Origin of the sequence: Clostridium sp. CS001 (assembly GCF_020443565.1) — a bacterium.
Lineage (GTDB): Bacteria > Bacillota > Clostridia > Clostridiales > Clostridiaceae > Clostridium_AD.
Genome location: NZ_JAIZZN010000024.1, coordinates 45688 through 63527, shown reverse-complemented (window position 1 = coordinate 63527; position 17840 = coordinate 45688). Strand labels below are relative to the sequence as shown.

16 protein-coding genes, 1 tRNA gene, 1 rRNA gene and 1 other annotated feature are annotated in these 17840 nt (G+C 32.3%); all 18 genes read right to left on the bottom strand.

Annotated features, from left to right (window positions below):
• A 16S ribosomal RNA gene (locus LGK97_RS14845) occupies window positions 1-60 on the bottom strand; the annotation flags it as partial.
• A gap of 662 nt (window positions 61-722) precedes the next feature.
• Window positions 723-2099, bottom strand: a complete 1377-nt coding sequence (murD, locus tag LGK97_RS14840) for a UDP-N-acetylmuramoyl-L-alanine--D-glutamate ligase (RefSeq protein WP_226260529.1) — start codon at window positions 2097-2099, stop codon at window positions 723-725.
• Window positions 2100-2412: 313 nt separating this feature from the next.
• Window positions 2413-3804 (bottom strand): glycine--tRNA ligase, encoded by a 1392-nt coding sequence (locus LGK97_RS14835; protein WP_226260528.1) that lies wholly within the window; start codon window positions 3802-3804, stop codon window positions 2413-2415.
• 191 nt (window positions 3805-3995) lie between these two features.
• Window positions 3996-4160, bottom strand: a binding site (T-box leader).
• 46 nt (window positions 4161-4206) lie between these two features.
• Window positions 4207-4281, bottom strand: a tRNA-Asn gene (locus LGK97_RS14830).
• A gap of 200 nt (window positions 4282-4481) precedes the next feature.
• A complete protein-coding gene (lysS, locus tag LGK97_RS14825) occupies window positions 4482-5990 on the bottom strand; it encodes a lysine--tRNA ligase (protein ID WP_226260527.1) in 1509 nt (502 codons plus the stop codon).
• Between the two features lie 154 nt (window positions 5991-6144).
• Window positions 6145-6627, bottom strand: coding sequence for a transcription elongation factor GreA (greA, locus tag LGK97_RS14820; RefSeq protein ID WP_226260526.1), 483 nt, complete (start codon window positions 6625-6627; stop codon window positions 6145-6147).
• A gap of 273 nt (window positions 6628-6900) precedes the next feature.
• Window positions 6901-7719, bottom strand: a complete 819-nt coding sequence (locus tag LGK97_RS14815) for a hypothetical protein (protein WP_226260525.1) — start codon at window positions 7717-7719, stop codon at window positions 6901-6903.
• Window positions 7720-7796: 77 nt separating this feature from the next.
• Entirely contained in the window at window positions 7797-8774 is a 978-nt protein-coding gene (dusB, locus tag LGK97_RS14810) for a tRNA dihydrouridine synthase DusB (protein WP_226260524.1), read from the bottom strand.
• 8 nt (window positions 8775-8782) lie between these two features.
• Window positions 8783-9562, bottom strand: a complete 780-nt coding sequence (locus LGK97_RS14805; RefSeq protein WP_226260523.1) for a type III pantothenate kinase — start codon at window positions 9560-9562, stop codon at window positions 8783-8785.
• 211 nt (window positions 9563-9773) lie between these two features.
• Entirely contained in the window at window positions 9774-9986 is a 213-nt protein-coding gene (locus LGK97_RS14800; protein WP_226260522.1) for a hypothetical protein, read from the bottom strand.
• Between the two features lie 7 nt (window positions 9987-9993).
• The gene (locus tag LGK97_RS14795) at window positions 9994-10170 is read right to left on the bottom strand and encodes a hypothetical protein (protein ID WP_226260521.1); all 177 of its coding nucleotides are present in this window, start codon (window positions 10168-10170) and stop codon (window positions 9994-9996) included.
• 157 nt (window positions 10171-10327) lie between these two features.
• Window positions 10328-11464: a sodium ion-translocating decarboxylase subunit beta gene (locus LGK97_RS14790; RefSeq protein WP_226260520.1), complete on the bottom strand. Its 1137-nt coding sequence runs from the start codon at window positions 11462-11464 to the stop codon at window positions 10328-10330.
• A 22-nt stretch (window positions 11465-11486) separates the two neighbouring features.
• A complete protein-coding gene (locus tag LGK97_RS14785; protein ID WP_226260519.1) occupies window positions 11487-11864 on the bottom strand; it encodes a biotin/lipoyl-containing protein in 378 nt (125 codons plus the stop codon).
• A 47-nt stretch (window positions 11865-11911) separates the two neighbouring features.
• On the bottom strand, window positions 11912-12217 hold the full coding sequence (locus LGK97_RS14780; RefSeq protein WP_226260518.1) for an OadG family protein: 306 nt from the start codon (window positions 12215-12217) through the stop codon (window positions 11912-11914).
• A 13-nt stretch (window positions 12218-12230) separates the two neighbouring features.
• A complete protein-coding gene (locus LGK97_RS14775) occupies window positions 12231-13721 on the bottom strand; it encodes an acyl-CoA carboxylase subunit beta (RefSeq protein WP_226260517.1) in 1491 nt (496 codons plus the stop codon).
• Between the two features lie 238 nt (window positions 13722-13959).
• The gene (ftsH, locus tag LGK97_RS14770) at window positions 13960-15795 is read right to left on the bottom strand and encodes an ATP-dependent zinc metalloprotease FtsH (protein ID WP_226260516.1); all 1836 of its coding nucleotides are present in this window, start codon (window positions 15793-15795) and stop codon (window positions 13960-13962) included.
• Window positions 15796-15909: 114 nt separating this feature from the next.
• On the bottom strand, window positions 15910-16446 hold the full coding sequence (hpt, locus tag LGK97_RS14765) for a hypoxanthine phosphoribosyltransferase (RefSeq protein WP_226260515.1): 537 nt from the start codon (window positions 16444-16446) through the stop codon (window positions 15910-15912).
• A 2-nt stretch (window positions 16447-16448) separates the two neighbouring features.
• Complete coding sequence (gene tilS, locus LGK97_RS14760) at window positions 16449-17840, bottom strand: tRNA lysidine(34) synthetase TilS (protein WP_226260514.1); 1392 nt, start codon at window positions 17838-17840, stop codon at window positions 16449-16451.

Genomic DNA, 17840 nt, shown 5'->3' with positions numbered 1-17840 from the left:
TTGCATGTGTTAGGCACGCCGCCAGCGTTCGTCCTGAGCCAGGATCAAACTCTCAATTTAAAAGTTTACACTTTTTAATTTGAAATGTTATAATCTGCGCCAACTGTTAGGTTGGTTAGCAAGCTCATTACAATTCTCTTAGTTTATAACTAAGAATTACTTTTTTCTAAAGTAATTAACTGGTTTAACGAAATATTATTTCGTTTCTTTACCTATTTCTCTGTTTAATTTTCAAAGACCAATTTGTTTTGTCATCATGTGATGACTTTTACTATTATAATTCTTTTTTTTCTTATTGTCAACTATTTTAAAAAATATTTGATGATAAGTTTTTGAATTGCACTGTAACCTCAAAGTTAACTTTCAACCGTTTGTTCCAGCGACAAGTAATATAATATCACATGTATAAATCAACATTTGGTTACGATTTATGGTTTCATCAATTTATTTTCATATTAATACGTATGTCTATCATTTACTACATTTTGCTTATAACGATACACTTGGCACACTTGTTGTTATATTAGACTTTAATTGATATAAAAATACCATTATATCCCTTTCGTCTTAATTTGTACTCATCTAAAACCTCAAGTTTTATATTATCATAACCAAAAATAAAAACCTCAGCAAAAGTAATATCTTCTACCAAGGTTTTTACTAAAGTTTATTTTTGTAAGCCTATGCAAATCCAATAGATGTTTAATCTAGTTAGTAATTTACTATAACGTCATTACTATCTCCTTATATTTATTACCGCGCACTTCAAAATTCTCAAACATATCGAAACTTGCACATGCTGGGGATAGCATAACTACATCTCCAGATTTCGCAACCGCTTTAGCCTTATAAATTGCATCATTGAAATTCTCTGCAAGTATAATTTCTAAAGAAGCTTTCTTTTCTTTTAATATATGTTCAAAAACTTCTTTTATCTTATATTTAGTAGCACCTATCAATATTAGTATTTTAATATTTGAGTAAGCTTCTTCTGCTAATGGCTCAAATGGTATTTGTTTATCATACCCTCCCGCAATTAATATGACTGGCTTTTCAAAAGCCCTAATGCTTGCTATTGTCCTAGTTGGACTAGATGCTATTGAATCATTATAATATTTAACTCCATCTACTTCTCTAACAAATTCCCCCCTATGAGGCACCCCCGTAAATTCAGTAGCCACTTCCCTCATGCTTTCAACTGATACTTCATCCTCTACTGCACAAAAGGCTGTTAATAGATTTGCCACATTATGCATACCTTTTAGTTTTACCTCATGAAGATCACATACTACCCTATTCATAATAAATAATTTATCATTTTGAAAGCATGCACCATCTTCTATCTTTTCCTTTATGCTAAAGCACTTAACTCTCCCCTTGACTTCTTTTCTTAACCCATAAGTTAAAGCATCATCCTTATTCAATACAATAAGATCTCCATCGCTTTGATATTTAAATATATTTTTCTTTGCATATATATACTCTTCCATATCCTTATGGATATCTAAATGATTAGGGCTTAAGTTTGTTATTACTGCTACATCTGTAGAGACATTCATGGTCATGAGTTGAAAACTTGATAGTTCTAGCACTACCTTATCATCTTTGCTTATTTCTTCAATGTTTGCAAACAGTGGCGTTCCTATATTCCCTCCAACCCAAGTTTTATATCCTTCTTTTTTCAATATATTATAAATTATTGTAGTCGTAGTTGTTTTTCCATCGCTACCTGTAACACCAAAGGTTTTTGCTGGGCAATACCTTACAAACTCCTCCATCTCAGAGGTTATATATGCCCCTTCCTCTTTTGCATTCAAAAGAGCAGGAGCATCTATTCTCATAGATGGAGTTTTAAAAATAACGTCAAAACCAGCTAAATCATTTAAGTAATTCTCACCTAATACTAATTTCACTCCACTCTTTTCAAATTCTGAAGCCACCCCTCCAATGGAAGAATAAGTCTTCTTATCAAAAGCAGTAACAACAGCTCCTAACTTCACCAAAAAATGTATTAATGGTATATTACTAACCCCTATGCCTACAACTCCGACTCTTTTCCCTTTTATAAACTCTTTAAATTCATTAAAGTCTTTCTTCATATAACCCTCCATGTAACATTCATATATTTTATATTGTTAATTTGAAAAATTTATTTCTATTAATTATAACATCTAAATCCTGCAGTAGACTATACTTTTGCATATGTTAATTACGTTATTTAATTTAATTATGAAAAATAGTGTGCAGTATAAATCCAGACCTTTAAGTCTTTTTTTATATTACACACTATCCCTTAGTTAAATCATCACCTATGGCGCTTCAATATTAACGACTTCAGAAGGAGCTTTAGACTCCCACTTATAAAAGTAGGAAACTTCCCTTCTGAAATGTCGTTAAACTAATGATTATAGTTTAAAATTGTATCTTTTCCTCTATAAATCTTTCTAAATCATCTATGCTAACTCTTATTTGATCCATTGTATCTCTATCTCTAATAGTTACAGTATTGTCTTCTAAAGTGTCAAAATCTACAGTTATGCAATATGGTGTTCCTATTTCGTCTTCTCTTCTATATCTCTTTCCGATACTTCCAGCTTCATCATAATCTACATTAAACTTCTTACCTAGCATAGCAAAAACTTCAAGAGATTTTTCTGATAACTTTTTACTTAAAGGTAAAACAGCTGCCTTAAATGGTGCAAGAGCTGGATGTAACCGAAGTACTGTTCTTACATCTCCACCTTCAAGTTCTTCTTCGTCATATGCATCAACTAGAAATGCAAGTGCAACTCTGTCCGCACCTAGTGAAGGCTCAATGCAATATGGTACATACTTTTCATTAGTTATAGGGTCTAAATAACTCAAATCTTGTCCTGAATGCTCCATATGTTTCTTTAAATCATAATCAGTTCTATCTGCGATTCCCCAAAGTTCTCCCCATCCAAAAGGAAATAAGAATTCTATGTCACAGGTAGCATTACTATAGAAAGATAATTCCTCTGCTCCATGATCTCTAAATCTTAAACTTTCCTTTTTCATATCCAAATTATATAAGAAATCAGCACAAAACTCTTTCCAATAAGCAAACCATTCTAAATCTGTACCTGGCTTACAGAAGAATTCCAATTCCATTTGTTCAAATTCTCTTGTTCTGAAAATAAAGTTTCCTGGTGTTATTTCATTTCTAAAAGATTTTCCTACTTGGCCTATTCCAAAAGGAATTTTCTTTCTTGAAGCTCTTTGAACATTTTTAAAATTAACGAATATACCTTGAGCTGTTTCTGGTCTTAGGTATATATCTGATTTTCCTTCTTCAGTTATTCCTTGAGAAGTCTTAAACATCAGATTAAACTTTCTAATATCAGTATAATTCTTCTTTCCACACTTAGGGCATACTATTTCATGTTTTGTTATATATTCTTTTAATTCCTCATTAGTCCATCCATCAGCACTGGCTACTTCCGCTCCCTGCTCTGTCATATGATCTTCCACTAATTTATCTGCTCTAAATCTAGCTTTACATTCCTTGCAATCCATTAAAGGGTCTGAAAATCCTCCAACATGACCAGTTGCAATCCAAACCTCAGGATTCATAAGTATAGCACAATCCACCCCTACATTATAAGGACTTTCTTGAACAAACTTTTTCCACCAAGCTTTTTTAACATTGTTTTTAAATTCAACACCTAGGGGGCCGTAGTCCCATGAATTAGCAAGACCTCCGTATATGTCAGATCCCGGGAATACAAATCCTCTGCTTTTGCATAGTGCAACTACTTTCTCCATACTTTTTTCAAATGCCATGTTAATTCCTCCTTAATTTTTAATAACACTAGGATGTTTTGTTTTATATTTTTTCACATTATGTGTATAGCGCATTTTAATATTTCCTAATAAACCATTTCCTATTATACTCAAGTATAACTAATTTAAACATAGAAACACAGTTAATAAAACAACCCCTTTATATTTAAGTATAAAAAAAAGACTATACCCTAAGGGACGAAATTTAATTCCGCGGTTCCACCCTTATTGGCACAAGCCCTGCTCTAATTTTATACACTCAAAAGCTCCCTTCACAATAATACCTTGATTGTTTACACCAAACACAATCTCTCTTATAAAGTATTACTACTACTCTTCTTTATCACAGTGAAATATTTAATTAAATTACTGTTTTATTGGATCTTTTATAAATAAAAAAAATGGCTCCGCGAAAAGGATTCGAACCTTCAACCTATCGGTTAACAGCCGAGTGCTCCACCGTTGAGCTATCGCGGAATAGTATTATTTACAACCACAATGATATTATAGCACATATAATTATAAATTCAATACCTTTTTTTATTTTTTATTATAATTTTAAAATAAAATAAAAGGATGTTTTAGATTAACTAAAACATCCTTTTAAAACAACTTGAATATATCCAAATAAATAAGTTGGCATACTGACTTATTATTTGTTTAAATATAGTTTAATTCTAATGTTGCATTGGTTTCATTGTAGGGAATAGAATAACATCTCTTATTGAATAAGAATCAGTTAAGAACATTACCATTCTATCGATTCCTATACCAAGGCCGCCTGTTGGTGGCATTCCTATTTCTAGTGCATTCATAAACTCTTCATCTATTAAGTAAGCCTCATCATCGCCTAGTTCTCTTTCATTTGCTTGCTGATTAAATCTATCCCTTTGGACTACTGGGTCATTTAACTCTGAATATGCATTACACACTTCTCTTCCAAATACAAACCCTTCAAATCTTTCTGTAAACTCATCATTGCCCCTCTTCTTCTTAGTAAGAGGAGATATCTCTACTGGATAATCACATAAGAAAGTTGGTTGGATTAGATGTTCTTCTGCATACTCTTCAAATAATGCATTTAATATGTCTGCTTTCGTACAATCTTCTATCTCTTTTTTAAATTGTAAATGCTTTTCTTTAGCGATCTTTCTAGCTTCTTCATGTGTATTTATTTGTGTAAAATCTACACCTGAATACTCTTTTACTGCATCTACCATAGTAATTCTTCTCCATGGTGGTGTAAAGTCTATTTCAGTTCCCTGGTAATTAACCTTTGTAGTTCCATGAATCTTTTCACAAACATAAGCTATCATATTCTCAGTAATTTCCATCATATCATTGTAATCTGCATAAGCTTCATATAACTCTATCATTGTAAACTCTGGATTATGTCTTATATCTATCCCTTCATTTCTAAAGTTTTTACCCATGTCATATACCTTTTCAAAACCAGCAACAATAAGTCTTTTTAAATACAACTCTGTTGCAATTCTAAGATACATATCAATGTCTAATGCATTATGGTGAGTCATAAATGGTCTAGCTGCTGCACCACCTGCTATAGGAGATAGTATTGGTGTCTCAACTTCTAAAAATCCTTTATTATCTAAGAATTCTCTAATATATCTAATTATTTTTATTCTATTCATAAAGGTTTCTTTTACTTCTTGATTCATTATTATATCTACTTCTCTTTGTCTGTATCTTAAATCAGGGTCTTTTAATCCATGCCATTTTTCCGGAAGTGGTTTTAAAGACTTTGCTATAAGCTTAAAATCTACTATATGTAATGATATCTCACCAGTCTTTGTAACAAACGGAGTACCCGTTACACTTAAAAAATCACCTATGTCAAAAGTCTTAAATTCCTTTAGCTTTTCTTCACCTATATCATTTATCTTTATGTATAATTGGATTTTACCATATCTATCATGTACATCTGAAAATCCAGCCTTGCCATGAACTCTTTTAGACATGAGTCTACCTGCTACAGTAACTTCCTTTCCTTCTAGCTCCTCATAATTATCCTTAACCTCTTGTGATGTATGAGTTCTTTCAACTTTGTATACATCAAATGGATCTTTACCTTGTTCTTGTAAATCAACTAACTTTTGTCTCCTTATAGTTACCTGCTCATTATATTCAGCTTCAAGTTCGTGTATATTGCTTTCTTCATTTGACATTAGTATCCCTCCTAATTTACTCTATTACAGAAAATAATTAATGTTTACTTAATCTGTTTTATTGTTTATGTGCATATATTTCTTTAGGGTACTTCACAGCTATGAATTGTGAAGTACCCTTGTACCTTATAAAAATTCAACAATTAAAAAAAGACTACCCTCTTCTAACGTCTAAAATCTCATATTTGGCAATACCATCTGGAACTGCAACTTCTATAATTGCTCCCGCCTTTTTACCTGCTAAGGCACTTCCAACTGGTGATTCATCTGATATCTTATTTTCCATTGGATCTGCTTCTGCAGAGCCTACTATATAAAATTCAACTTCCTCATCAAAAATATAGTCCTTAACCTTAACTATAGAACCTATACTTACTACATCTTTCTCAATTTCATTTTCATCTATAACACTTGCGTTTCTAAGCATGTTTTCTAGTTGTATTATTCTGCCTTCAACAAACGCTTGCTCATTTTTGGCTTCATCATACTCAGAGTTCTCACTTAAATCTCCATACCCTAGTGCTACTTTTATCTTTTCTGTTATATCTTTTCTTTTTACAGTCTTAAGAAATTCTAATTCTTCTTCTAATTTCCTAATTCCTTCATAAGTCATTACATACTTTTTTGGTTCGCTCATTTATTATTTCTCCCCTTTTAATTTTTAGTAAATAAGTTATTAACATTAATAAAATCCACTATAACGTAACAACATCAAACACATAACTCCCCCACAATAATATTGTTTTTCTAAAATATAGCAGACTCATGGAGTTTATATAATATAAGACTATTAATTCAAATTGATGAATTCTTGGGGCTTAAATTCATAATTAGAATAACCATCCATGTAACCATTTAGCACATTATAAGTCAGTCCACTAATATTGTCAATATACTTGACCAAAACAAACTAATATATTACATTATTGTTGAATCTTATTTCCCTTAGGTATACGCCATTATATTTAAGTGCCTTTTCAATATCTTTTTCTTGCATTTGGCATAATACTGCTCCTAAAAGTTCCATTGAAAAATTGACTTTAAGGGTACTCCATGGTACAGCATAACTTACATCATTTATAGCTATAACATTCCTTGCAACATTCTTACTATTATCTAAGAGCCAGACTAATTTATCTGAACTAAGCTCATAATTATTAGATGAAATAATAAAATCTGCCATCTTAAATGCATAGGTCTTATCATTGGTAATAATAGGTGATACTCCATAGTTAGCAATAATATAATCTGCAAGGCTCCTAGCTTTACGCAAATCTGATGATAAAAATATGATGTATTTACTTTGTTTAGCAAGTTCCACAATAATATCATAGTTTATCACTTTTATAGCATCATATACGACGGTGCAGCAGTTTTTTAAACTTTTATTTCGCATTCTAAGCATAAGTTGTATACTTTTTACAACGCTATATGCTAAAAGCCGCCTTTGAAACTCATTAAAGTAACTGTAATCTACCGTCCTAAGTGTCTTAAGCGATAATTGGGCCTCCTTGTACTTACTTACTTTTTTAGCATAAGTTAAGTTATGAAGATATGCCTGATGATTAAAATTAGGTGGTAGCATTACCTCTGTCACCTTGATATCTAACTCCTTAATATGTTCATGACTTACTACCTTTATCTTTCTCTTATCTTTAATTTTACTTAAAAACCCGAACTCATTATAGGAATTAATAATATTCGAAGTGACACATAAAATTGGTTTCATAAATATACGCCTTATAAATTAATATACTATAATCTTATTCAGTACTAATTATATAAATTCATACTTAAATTTAAAAGTTATACATTCATAAATTTTAAATACTCCTTATAAGTTAGAAGCAATTTTCGTACATCTTCATATTTATTTTCAGTGTTAATCTTATCCTTAACTTCACTACAATTACTAAGCGATTTAATATACCAAGCTGTATGTTTCCTCATCTCTCTAACCGCTTTAATTTCTTCATGATATTTTACAGCTAAGTCTAAATGTTTTATGCACATATCTACTTTTTCAACTGCAGTTGGATATACAACTTCTTCTCCTCGAATTGCCTGCATAATTTCTCTAAAAATCCAAGGGTTTCCCTTGGCACCTCTCGCAATCATAATGGCATCACAATTAGTGATTTCTTTTATTTGCATAGCATCCTCAACAGAAAATACGTCTCCATTTCCTATTACGGGTACCGTGACACTTTCTTTTACAGCCCTTATTATATCCCAATCTGCTTTACCTTCATACATTTGCTCCCTAGTCCTACCATGTACTGCAATAGCATCTATCCCTGCATCTTCCATGTATTTAGCAAACTCCACAGCATTGACATTATTTGAATCAAAGCCTTTTCTAAACTTTACGGTAACAGGCTTTGTAGAAACCTTTTTCATTTCTTTTATTATCTCTGCTGCTAGCTTGGGATTTTGCATCAAAGCTGACCCCTCACCATTTTTCACTATCTTGTTTACTGGACAACCCATATTTACATCAACTATGCATATATCATCATTTTTATTAAAGACTTCACAAGCATTAGCCATAATCTTTGGATCACTACCAAATATCTGAATAGCTACAGGTCTTTCCTCCTCCGAAATCCGCATAAGAGCTTCGGTATTGCTACTACCATAATATAGTCCTTTAGCGCTTACCATTTCAGTATATAAGAGCCCACAACCTAACTCTTTGCATATTTCCCTAAATGCTATATCTGTAACTCCTGCCATAGGTGCCAAAAAAACATCATTTTTAAGTTCAATGTTTGATATCTTCATTAAATCACCTATTCCTTATTTTTCTCATAAATCATCCTAAGCCCTTCTAACGTCAAATATGGATTGAACTCATCAATAGTAGCGGAATCTTTGCTTATTACCTTTGAAAGTCCTCCTGTAGCAACTACAAAAGGTTCCTCTTCGCCCATATCAATCATTTCACTTTTAATCTTATTAACAATATAGTCTACCTGTCCAATATACCCATATATTATTCCAGCTTGCATGCTTGAAACAGTATCTTTACATATAACAGTTTCTGGTTTTATAAGTTCAACTCGTGGTAGCCTAGCTGCTCTCTCAAAGAGTGCTTCCGAAGCTATTTTAATACCAGGACATATAGTTCCCCCTATATAGTTAGCATTTTTGCTTATAGCACAAAAGGTTGTAGCTGTTCCAAAGTCTATTAGAATTAAGGCTCTCTTATAAATTGCATGAGCCGAAACAGCATTAACAATTCTATCAGCACCTACTTCTTTGGGATTATCATATTTTACATTTATTCCAGTCTTAACTCCAGGTCCTACTATCATTGGTGTAATCTTAAAATATTTTCTTATCATATGTTCTAGTGAATACATAATATTAGGAACAACAGAGGAAACTATTACCCCTTTAACATCTTCTATTTTTATGTTTCGCTGGTAAAATAATTGCATTACTTGGATTCCATATTCGTCAGCAGTTTTTTTTGAATCCGTAGATAGTCTCCACTCTATAAGTAACTCTTTTTCTTTATAAACCCCTAAAACAGTATTAGTATTTCCCACATCTACAACTAAAATCACTTTATACACCGCCTATATAATATAAAGCAGCTTTTAAGCTGCTTTATATTTTTCCATTTCTCAAATTTATGAATAATTTATCTAATATTATAAAATATTGATTTAAACTATTCCTAATTTAACAATTTAATTTTAACAACTTAAGCATATTTGTCAAGTTAAATCTTTATAAGTGTTTTTATCCTGATGACAAACTTAATAATAAGTGGTTTTAGTTATATATGTTTCTTGGTATTTCACATTGAACTTCGTCTAATATTTCTTTCTGATCATTAAGCAAAGTATATAATTCTAATTTAATTGTTCCTTCCTTTTCTGCACTTAAAAAACTAGTATACATGCTAACTAAGCTTTCCTCTCCATGAACAATATTGTTACATCTAAGTTCTGTTTCCTTTATAGCGGAATTGCTATAACTGTGCATTTTAACACTACCTTTCCAGATGCTTTTCAAGCATCATAATATGTAAACTATGTTTACTACTTAAGTCTTCGCATAGAAGCATTTGCCCTTTACTTTTAGTAACATTTGCAAGCCCTCTATACTTGTTTATAATGTCTTTTTCCTTTTGGATTAAAAACTCAATTGTAGATTGTTTATTCATCATAAAATACCAACTCCTTTTCTCTATTATTCTCCAAAAGGAATGGTATATTCAGTTTTCTATATAATTCCTGTCTTTTTTGAAAATAAAACTCCTTATTCATTCCTGAATAAAGAGTTTTATAGTGCTACAAATTTATAAAATACATGTTTAAATATTATTATCCAAAGATAGTTAGAAGAATCCCTGCTGCAACAGCAGTTCCAATTACCCCTGCCACATTCGGTCCCATAGCGTGCATAAGTAAGAAATTGCTTGGGTCGGCTTCTTGACCTACCACTTGAGAAACTCTAGCCGCCATAGGCACTGCTGAAACTCCTGCTGAGCCTATTAATGGATTAATCTTACCCTTGGTAACCTTGCACATGATTTTCCCTATTAGAACTCCAGCTGCAGTACTTATGCAAAACGCAACCATACCTAAACCAACTATAAACAATGTTTCCTTTTTTAAGAATATATCTGCTTTTGCCGTAGCTCCAACAGTTACACCTAGAAATATGGTTACTACATTTATTAATCCATTTTGAGCTGTATCTGATAATCTTCCAACTACTCCTGATTCTTTAAATAAATTTCCTAGCATTAGCATTCCAATTAGTGATGCCACTGAAGGGAGCATTAATACAACTACTATTGTAACTACTATTGGGAAAATAATTTTTTCAATGGGTTTAACCACTCTTAATTGTCCCATTTTAATAGTTCTTTCTTCCTTGGTGGTTAATAATTTCATAATAGGTGGCTGTATTAAAGGTACCAAAGCCATATATGAATAAGCTGCCACGGCAATTGGTCCTAAAAGATGTTTTGCAAGCTTACTGGTTAAGAAAATAGCTGTAGGACCATCCGCTCCACCTATGATTCCTATTGAAGCTGCTTCCTGTGGCGTAAATCCCAAAAGTATTGCACCAGCAAAGGCAAAAAACACTCCAAATTGAGCTCCTGCGCCCATAAGTACGCTAGATGGGTTTGCTAGTAGAGGACCAAAGTCTGTCATAGCTCCTACCCCTAAAAATATTAAAGGTGGATATATGTCTAGTTCCACACCTTTGTATAAGTAATAAAATAATCCTCCTGGCTCACTACCATGTGGTAATGCCGATATTGTAGACATCGGTATGTTAACCAATAGCATACCAAATGCAATTGGTAAAAGAAGTAATGGTTCGAACTTCTTTACTATAGCTAAATATATTAACAAGCATGAAATTCCTATCATAATAAGATGTGGTCCATCAACTTTAACAAAACCAGAAGAAAGCCATAAATCTTTTAACACTTGTAAGATATCCATTTTATATTACCTCTCTCCCTCGTTAAGAAATGACTGCCAAAACATCCCCTGTATTAACAGCTGCACCTTTCGTTACATTTACTTCTACAATATTTGCATCATGTGGTGCCATAATTTCATTCTCCATTTTCATAGCTTCTAATATGAACATCACTTGACCTTTTTTAACAGTATCCCCTGCGTTAATATTCACCTTAAGAACAGTTCCCGGCATTGGACATTCTATTTTTTCCCCATCCGTAATTACCTTTTTAACTTGAGGCTTCGGCGCTTGTGGAGCGCTCGCTTGTGGCATCTGTGCTGCCGCTGCTGGTGCTTGAATATTGGAAATTTCTCCATTAACCTCTTCAACTTCTACTTCATAAGTAGTTCCATTAACTTTTACATTGTATTTCTTCATTTTTACTCCTCCTATCTATCCCTTTTATTCTTTTAAATTAGTGATATTTAATGTCCCCATTTGCTACTTACTCTTTTTATTGACTTTATATTTAGGTTTGATTGTGGTACATCTAGATAACTAGATAAGGCTGCAGCTATTGCTGCCACTATTTCTAAATCATCCTGATATTGCTTTCCTTCTTCTTTTTCTTCTTCCACTATATCTACCTTATTAATCTGAGCTTTCTTTCCTGGAAGGTTTAAGATAAAACTTTGAAACTTAATTATATACATTAGAAGAATCAACAAAGAAAAAACTATAATCATTGCTACAAATGTTGTGCCTAATGCATCTAAAAATGAATATTTCATATATTTATTCCCCCTATATTAATGTACTTCCATGTTTTTTAGGGTACTTTATCTCTCTTTTGCTATTAAGCATATCTAAGCTAGCAAAAATTCTTTGTTTTGTCTCTGAGGGCATAATAATATCATCAACAATACCCTTTTGTGCTGCCTTGTATGGGCTAGTTACTTCATCCATATATTTGAGTATGACTTCTTGTTCTTTAAGCTTTGGATTTTCAGCTTGTATAATTTCATCCTTGTATAAGGATTTTATTAAGGTTTCTGGCTCTACTGCCGATATTTTGGCAGTTGGCCAAGCATATGAAATATCAAAAGCCACCTCTTTACTGGCAAGAGCTAAATATCCTGCACCATAAGCCTCTCCTATTATTAGCGAAACCTTTGGTACGGTTGCTTCAATTAATGAATATATCATTTTTGAAACATGAAATGATAATCCATCTTGCTCCTCCTCTAGGCTAACTATAAATCCATTAGTGTCCACTATGCTTAATATAGGTATATTATAACAATCGCATATCTTAACAAACCTACTGATCTTTTCTGAAATTCTAATATTCAAACCTTTATGGTGATCTTGCTCATTAGCAATTATCCCAACGGTGATTCCATTTATTTTAGCTAAGCAAGTGATGATGCTAGGCTCCCAACTACTATTTAATGCTATAATACTATCTTCATCAGTCAAGGACTTCATTACTTCATATGAGCTCACTGCTTTAGTGTTAACCATCTCATCTAAATTATTTTTTAGAATATTTAAATCAGGTCTACAAATGCCTATTGGCGTAGCATCCATATTATTAGACGGAATATAACTAAGTATTTTTTTTACTGTTTTAAACGCTTCTTTATCGTTTGCTGCAACCATTTGAACACTGCCATTTTCACTACAATTAGTAGCGCTTGAATACATTTTAGTATCTATGTATTTTTCTTCTTCTTTAGTAAGCTTCTTAATTGAACTTATTGCTAGTTCAGAAGAACCATCAATCATTATTGTAAAATCACTCATAGTTGCACTTAGTGCAGCGATTCCAATGCAGGGACCAGCAACTACTGCTATTTGTGGAACTACACCTGAAATCTTCGCATTTCTCTTTAGTATTCTTCCATAAGAAGTTAAAACATCTAATCCTTCTGATAGTTTAGCTCCAACAGAGTCAAAAATCTGTATTAATGGTGCTCCCATCTTAACTGCCATATCCATTACATTACAAATTTTATTACTATTTACAACGCCAATAGCTCCAGCATCCACTGTATAATCCTGACTACAGATGTATACTAGCCTTCCATCAACAGTTCCATGCCCAGTTATTACCCCGGCACCATTATTCTGAACTAAAGTGCCTATTTCTATAAATGAGCCTTCGTCTAAAATAAACTCTAATCTTTCTCTTGCGGTGCTTTTATGTAAGTTATGTTGCATTTCTATTTTAGAATCACCACCACCCTTATGCGATTCTTTTATAATATGAATCAAATTATCTACCTTATCCATATCCATTCCTCCTATTTATAAAACATAAAAATTATAGTCCATAATGATGATATCATATAATGTGACTTTTGTATATTATTTTATGCAAGTTATATTTCATTATTCTGTATATTAAAAAAACAAGATTATCATAAATATATTCTATAGCAATCTTCCCCAAACTCAGTTAACTAATTCATTATATATATATTAATAAAAAAAGATATACAGCAAATTTACTGTATATCTTTTTGTGCATCTATACTTCTGATGGTTTATACTCCCCTGAGTCTACCTTAAGGATTATATCCTCAAAATCTACTCCTTCAAGCTTTTCTTTAATAAGTAATTCTTGAGCTACTGCGTGAAGTTTACTTATGTTTTCAGTAAGGATTTTTTCAGCTTTTGCATAAGCTTCATCAATAAGAGACTTAACCTCTGTATCTATTTGATAAGCTACTGTTTCACTAAAGTTCCTACTTTTACCTAAATCCCTTCCAAGGAATACCTCATTATGATCATTACCAAAAGATATTGGTCCAAGTTCATCACTCATACCATATTCCATAATCATTTTTCTTGCAATTGCTGATGCTCTATCAATGTCATTCTTAGCACCTGTGCTAATATCTTGCAAAACTAATTTTTCTGCAACTCTACCACCTAGTAGTCCAACCATCTCATCTTTAAGTTTTAATTTTGAAGTATATGCAGTATCCTCTTCAGGTAAATGCATTGTGTATCCGCCTGCCATACCTCTTGGTATAATGCTTATTTGATGAACCGGGTCTGAAAGTGGAGAATATTTCATTACCACAGCATGCCCTGCCTCATGATAAGCAGTTAATTTCCTGTCCTTTTGACTGATAACCTTGCTCTTCTTTTCAGGTCCAGCAATAACTCTTGTTACAGCCTCATCTAACTCTTCCATCCCTATAAGTGTTTTATTATTTCTTACTGTAAGTAATGCAGCTTCATTCATTAAATTTTCTAAGTCTGCACCTGTAAATCCCGGTGTTCTTTTTGCTAATACATCCAGTTTTACTTCATCTGATAAATGCTTATTCTTAGAATGTACCTTTAGAATTTCTTCTCTTCCTTTAACATCTGGCGCACCTACTAATATGTGTCTATCAAATCTACCCGGTCTTAAAAGGGCAGGGTCTAATATGTCTGGTCTATTTGTAGCAGCTATCATGATTATGCCTTCATTTACCCCAAATCCATCCATCTCAACTAACAGTTGATTTAGAGTTTGTTCTCTTTCATCATGTCCACCGCCAAGACCAGCTCCTCTTTGTCTACCTACTGCATCTATTTCATCAATAAATATTATACAAGGGGCGCTTTTTTTTGCTTGTTCAAATAGATCTCTTACTCTTGAAGCTCCAACACCTACAAACATCTCAACAAAGTCAGAACCTGATATACTATAGAAAGGGACTCCTGCTTCGCCTGATACAGCTCTAGCAAGTAAAGTCTTACCAGTTCCTGGTGGACCTACTAGAAGAATACCCTTAGGAATTCTTGCACCAGCTTCTAAATATCTTTTAGGTTGTTTTAAGAAATCTACAACTTCTGCAAGTTCTTCCTTTTCTTCATCTTCTCCTGCTACATCTTCAAATGTAACCTTTTTCTTGTCTGGCGTTGCAATTTTGGCTCTACTTTTTCCAAAGTTCATTACACCTCTGTTACCACCACCGCCGCCACCTTGTGATTGTTGCATATACATAAACCAAAATGCTACTAGCATTAAAATTATAAGCAATGTTGGTACTACTTGTAACCACATTGGCATACTTGCTGGTCTTATGTACATTTCTTTAACATCTGCATTAGGATACTTATCCATGACTTGTAACAGTCTTTGCAATGGAACTATAGTTTCGTATTCTGTTCCATCCTTTAATTTTCCTGATACAGTTTTATCTTCTCTTACTTGAACACTTTTAATTTCTTTCTTAATCCAATGTTCTTGAAATTTATCAACACTAATTGTGCTAACATTTTTATTAGTTTCAAGTAAGGCTATCGATGCAAAAATCACAAGCACAAAGACTATAAGCCACACTGATGCACTAGAAATCTTTTTCATTAAAAACCCCCCTCTCCTTTTTTTAGTTACTTTAAAAGTCTATCACATTAAAAATAAGTTGACAATAAAATATATATTAATTATTAATTAATATAATATATATTTTGTACATATTTACTTGTAAATTTCTTCTTTTAATATACCTACATATGGTAAGTTTCTGTATTTTTCTGCAAAATCCAATCCATAGCCTACAAGGAAATAGTCTGGAACATCGTACCCTAGATATTTTACATCTATATCTGCCTTTCTTCTATCTGGTTTGTTCAGCAAACATACAATTTCTAAACTATTGGGCTTTCTTCCTGATAGATACTTCATTAAATATTTAAGTGTTACACCAGAATCTATAATGTCTTCTACTATCAGTATATCCTTTCCTTGAATTTCAAAATCAAGGTCTTTTAAAATTCTTACAACTCCTGATGTTTCAGTGGAGTTTCCATAGCTAGAAACCGCCATAAAATCCATTTTACATGGAATTGTAATTTCCTTTAATAAATCTGACATGAATATAACGGAGCCTTTTAAAACGCCAATAATTATAAGCTCTTTCCCCAAATAATCCTTACTTATTTTTGCCCCCATCTGCCTAACTTTGTCTCTTAACTCATCTTCATTGTACAGTACTTCCTTAATATCATTGTTCATTTTTATTCCTCGCTTTCTTTTTCAAATGTAATTTTCAATACACTTTTAGTATCCTTTGAAATCTTAAACTTTTCACTAACCCTATATCCAACTACCCAACCAATATCATTTCCAAAGCATACTAAAGGTATTTCATTTCGTTTAATCTTTGGTATTTTTAAATCCATAAATAAATCTTTCAATTTCTTATTGCCTGTCATACCAAGAGGCATGAAACTGTCACCCTCTTTTCTATACCTAAGTATTATCGGTTTTTCAATCTTATCATAATCAAAATACTTAGTGTAATCACTAGCTTTAACCTCCATAAACTGTGATCTTTCTATAACTTCAAGTCCTACTATTCTATCTAAATCATCAATGAGATTTTTTTTATTAACATCTAGAGAATATTGGTTACTATTAGTCTCAATAGATTTCTCACCTATGTATATATGCATATTACCATAACAGTTTTCAGCTATTATATTTTGAGGTAACATTATAGTTTTACCTGTATCATGTTTTTGAAGCTCTATAATACTAGATATATGAATCTTTTCAAAGTTATATAAACTACTGTTAATCTCTAGCAATGCTCCTCTAACAATTCTACTTAAAATAGCTTCATGATTCAGAAAAGCCTTTTTATCTATTATAACTTTTTGCTTACCTATGTCACAGTGTTTTTTATATTCCTTCGCAGAAATGTTCTCTAAATAATCATTATCCTTCTTAACTGTATCTGATAATCGATTTAAAGTTTTAATTATATCTTTATTAAAATTTTCTTCAATATAAGGAATCAAATCTAACCTAACTTTATTTCTTGCATAAAAGTTCTCTAAGTTTGTTTTATCTATCCTTGGACTTATTTTATTTACCAGGCAATAACTTTCTATTTCCTTTCTACTAAGATGAAGTATAGGCCTTACATATATTTTGTCTCTAACGGGTTTTATGCCTATCATCCCCTCAATACCTGTACCTCTCATTATCCTCATTAAAATAGTTTCAGCTTGATCATTGGCATTATGCGCCAAGGCAACTTTGTTCGCATTTAATTTAACCATAAGATCTTCAAAAAATTCATATCTGGCCTCGCGTCCTGCCATTTCGCAAGAAATGTTCTTTTCCTTAGATATGCTGTGTATATCCACTTTATTGCTATAGAAAGCTATGTTCAAATTGTCACAAACCTTTCTTGCATAATCCTCATCCTTGTCAGACTCTTCACCTCGAAGACAATGGTTTACGTGCGCACCAATAAGTGTAATCCCCAGTTCTTTCTTAAGTTCATTTAAAACATATAACAAGCATGTAGAATCAGGACCACCAGAAAAAGCAACTATAACCTTATCTCCATTATCAAACATTAAATTTGCTTTTATAAAACTTAAAACCTTTTCTAACAT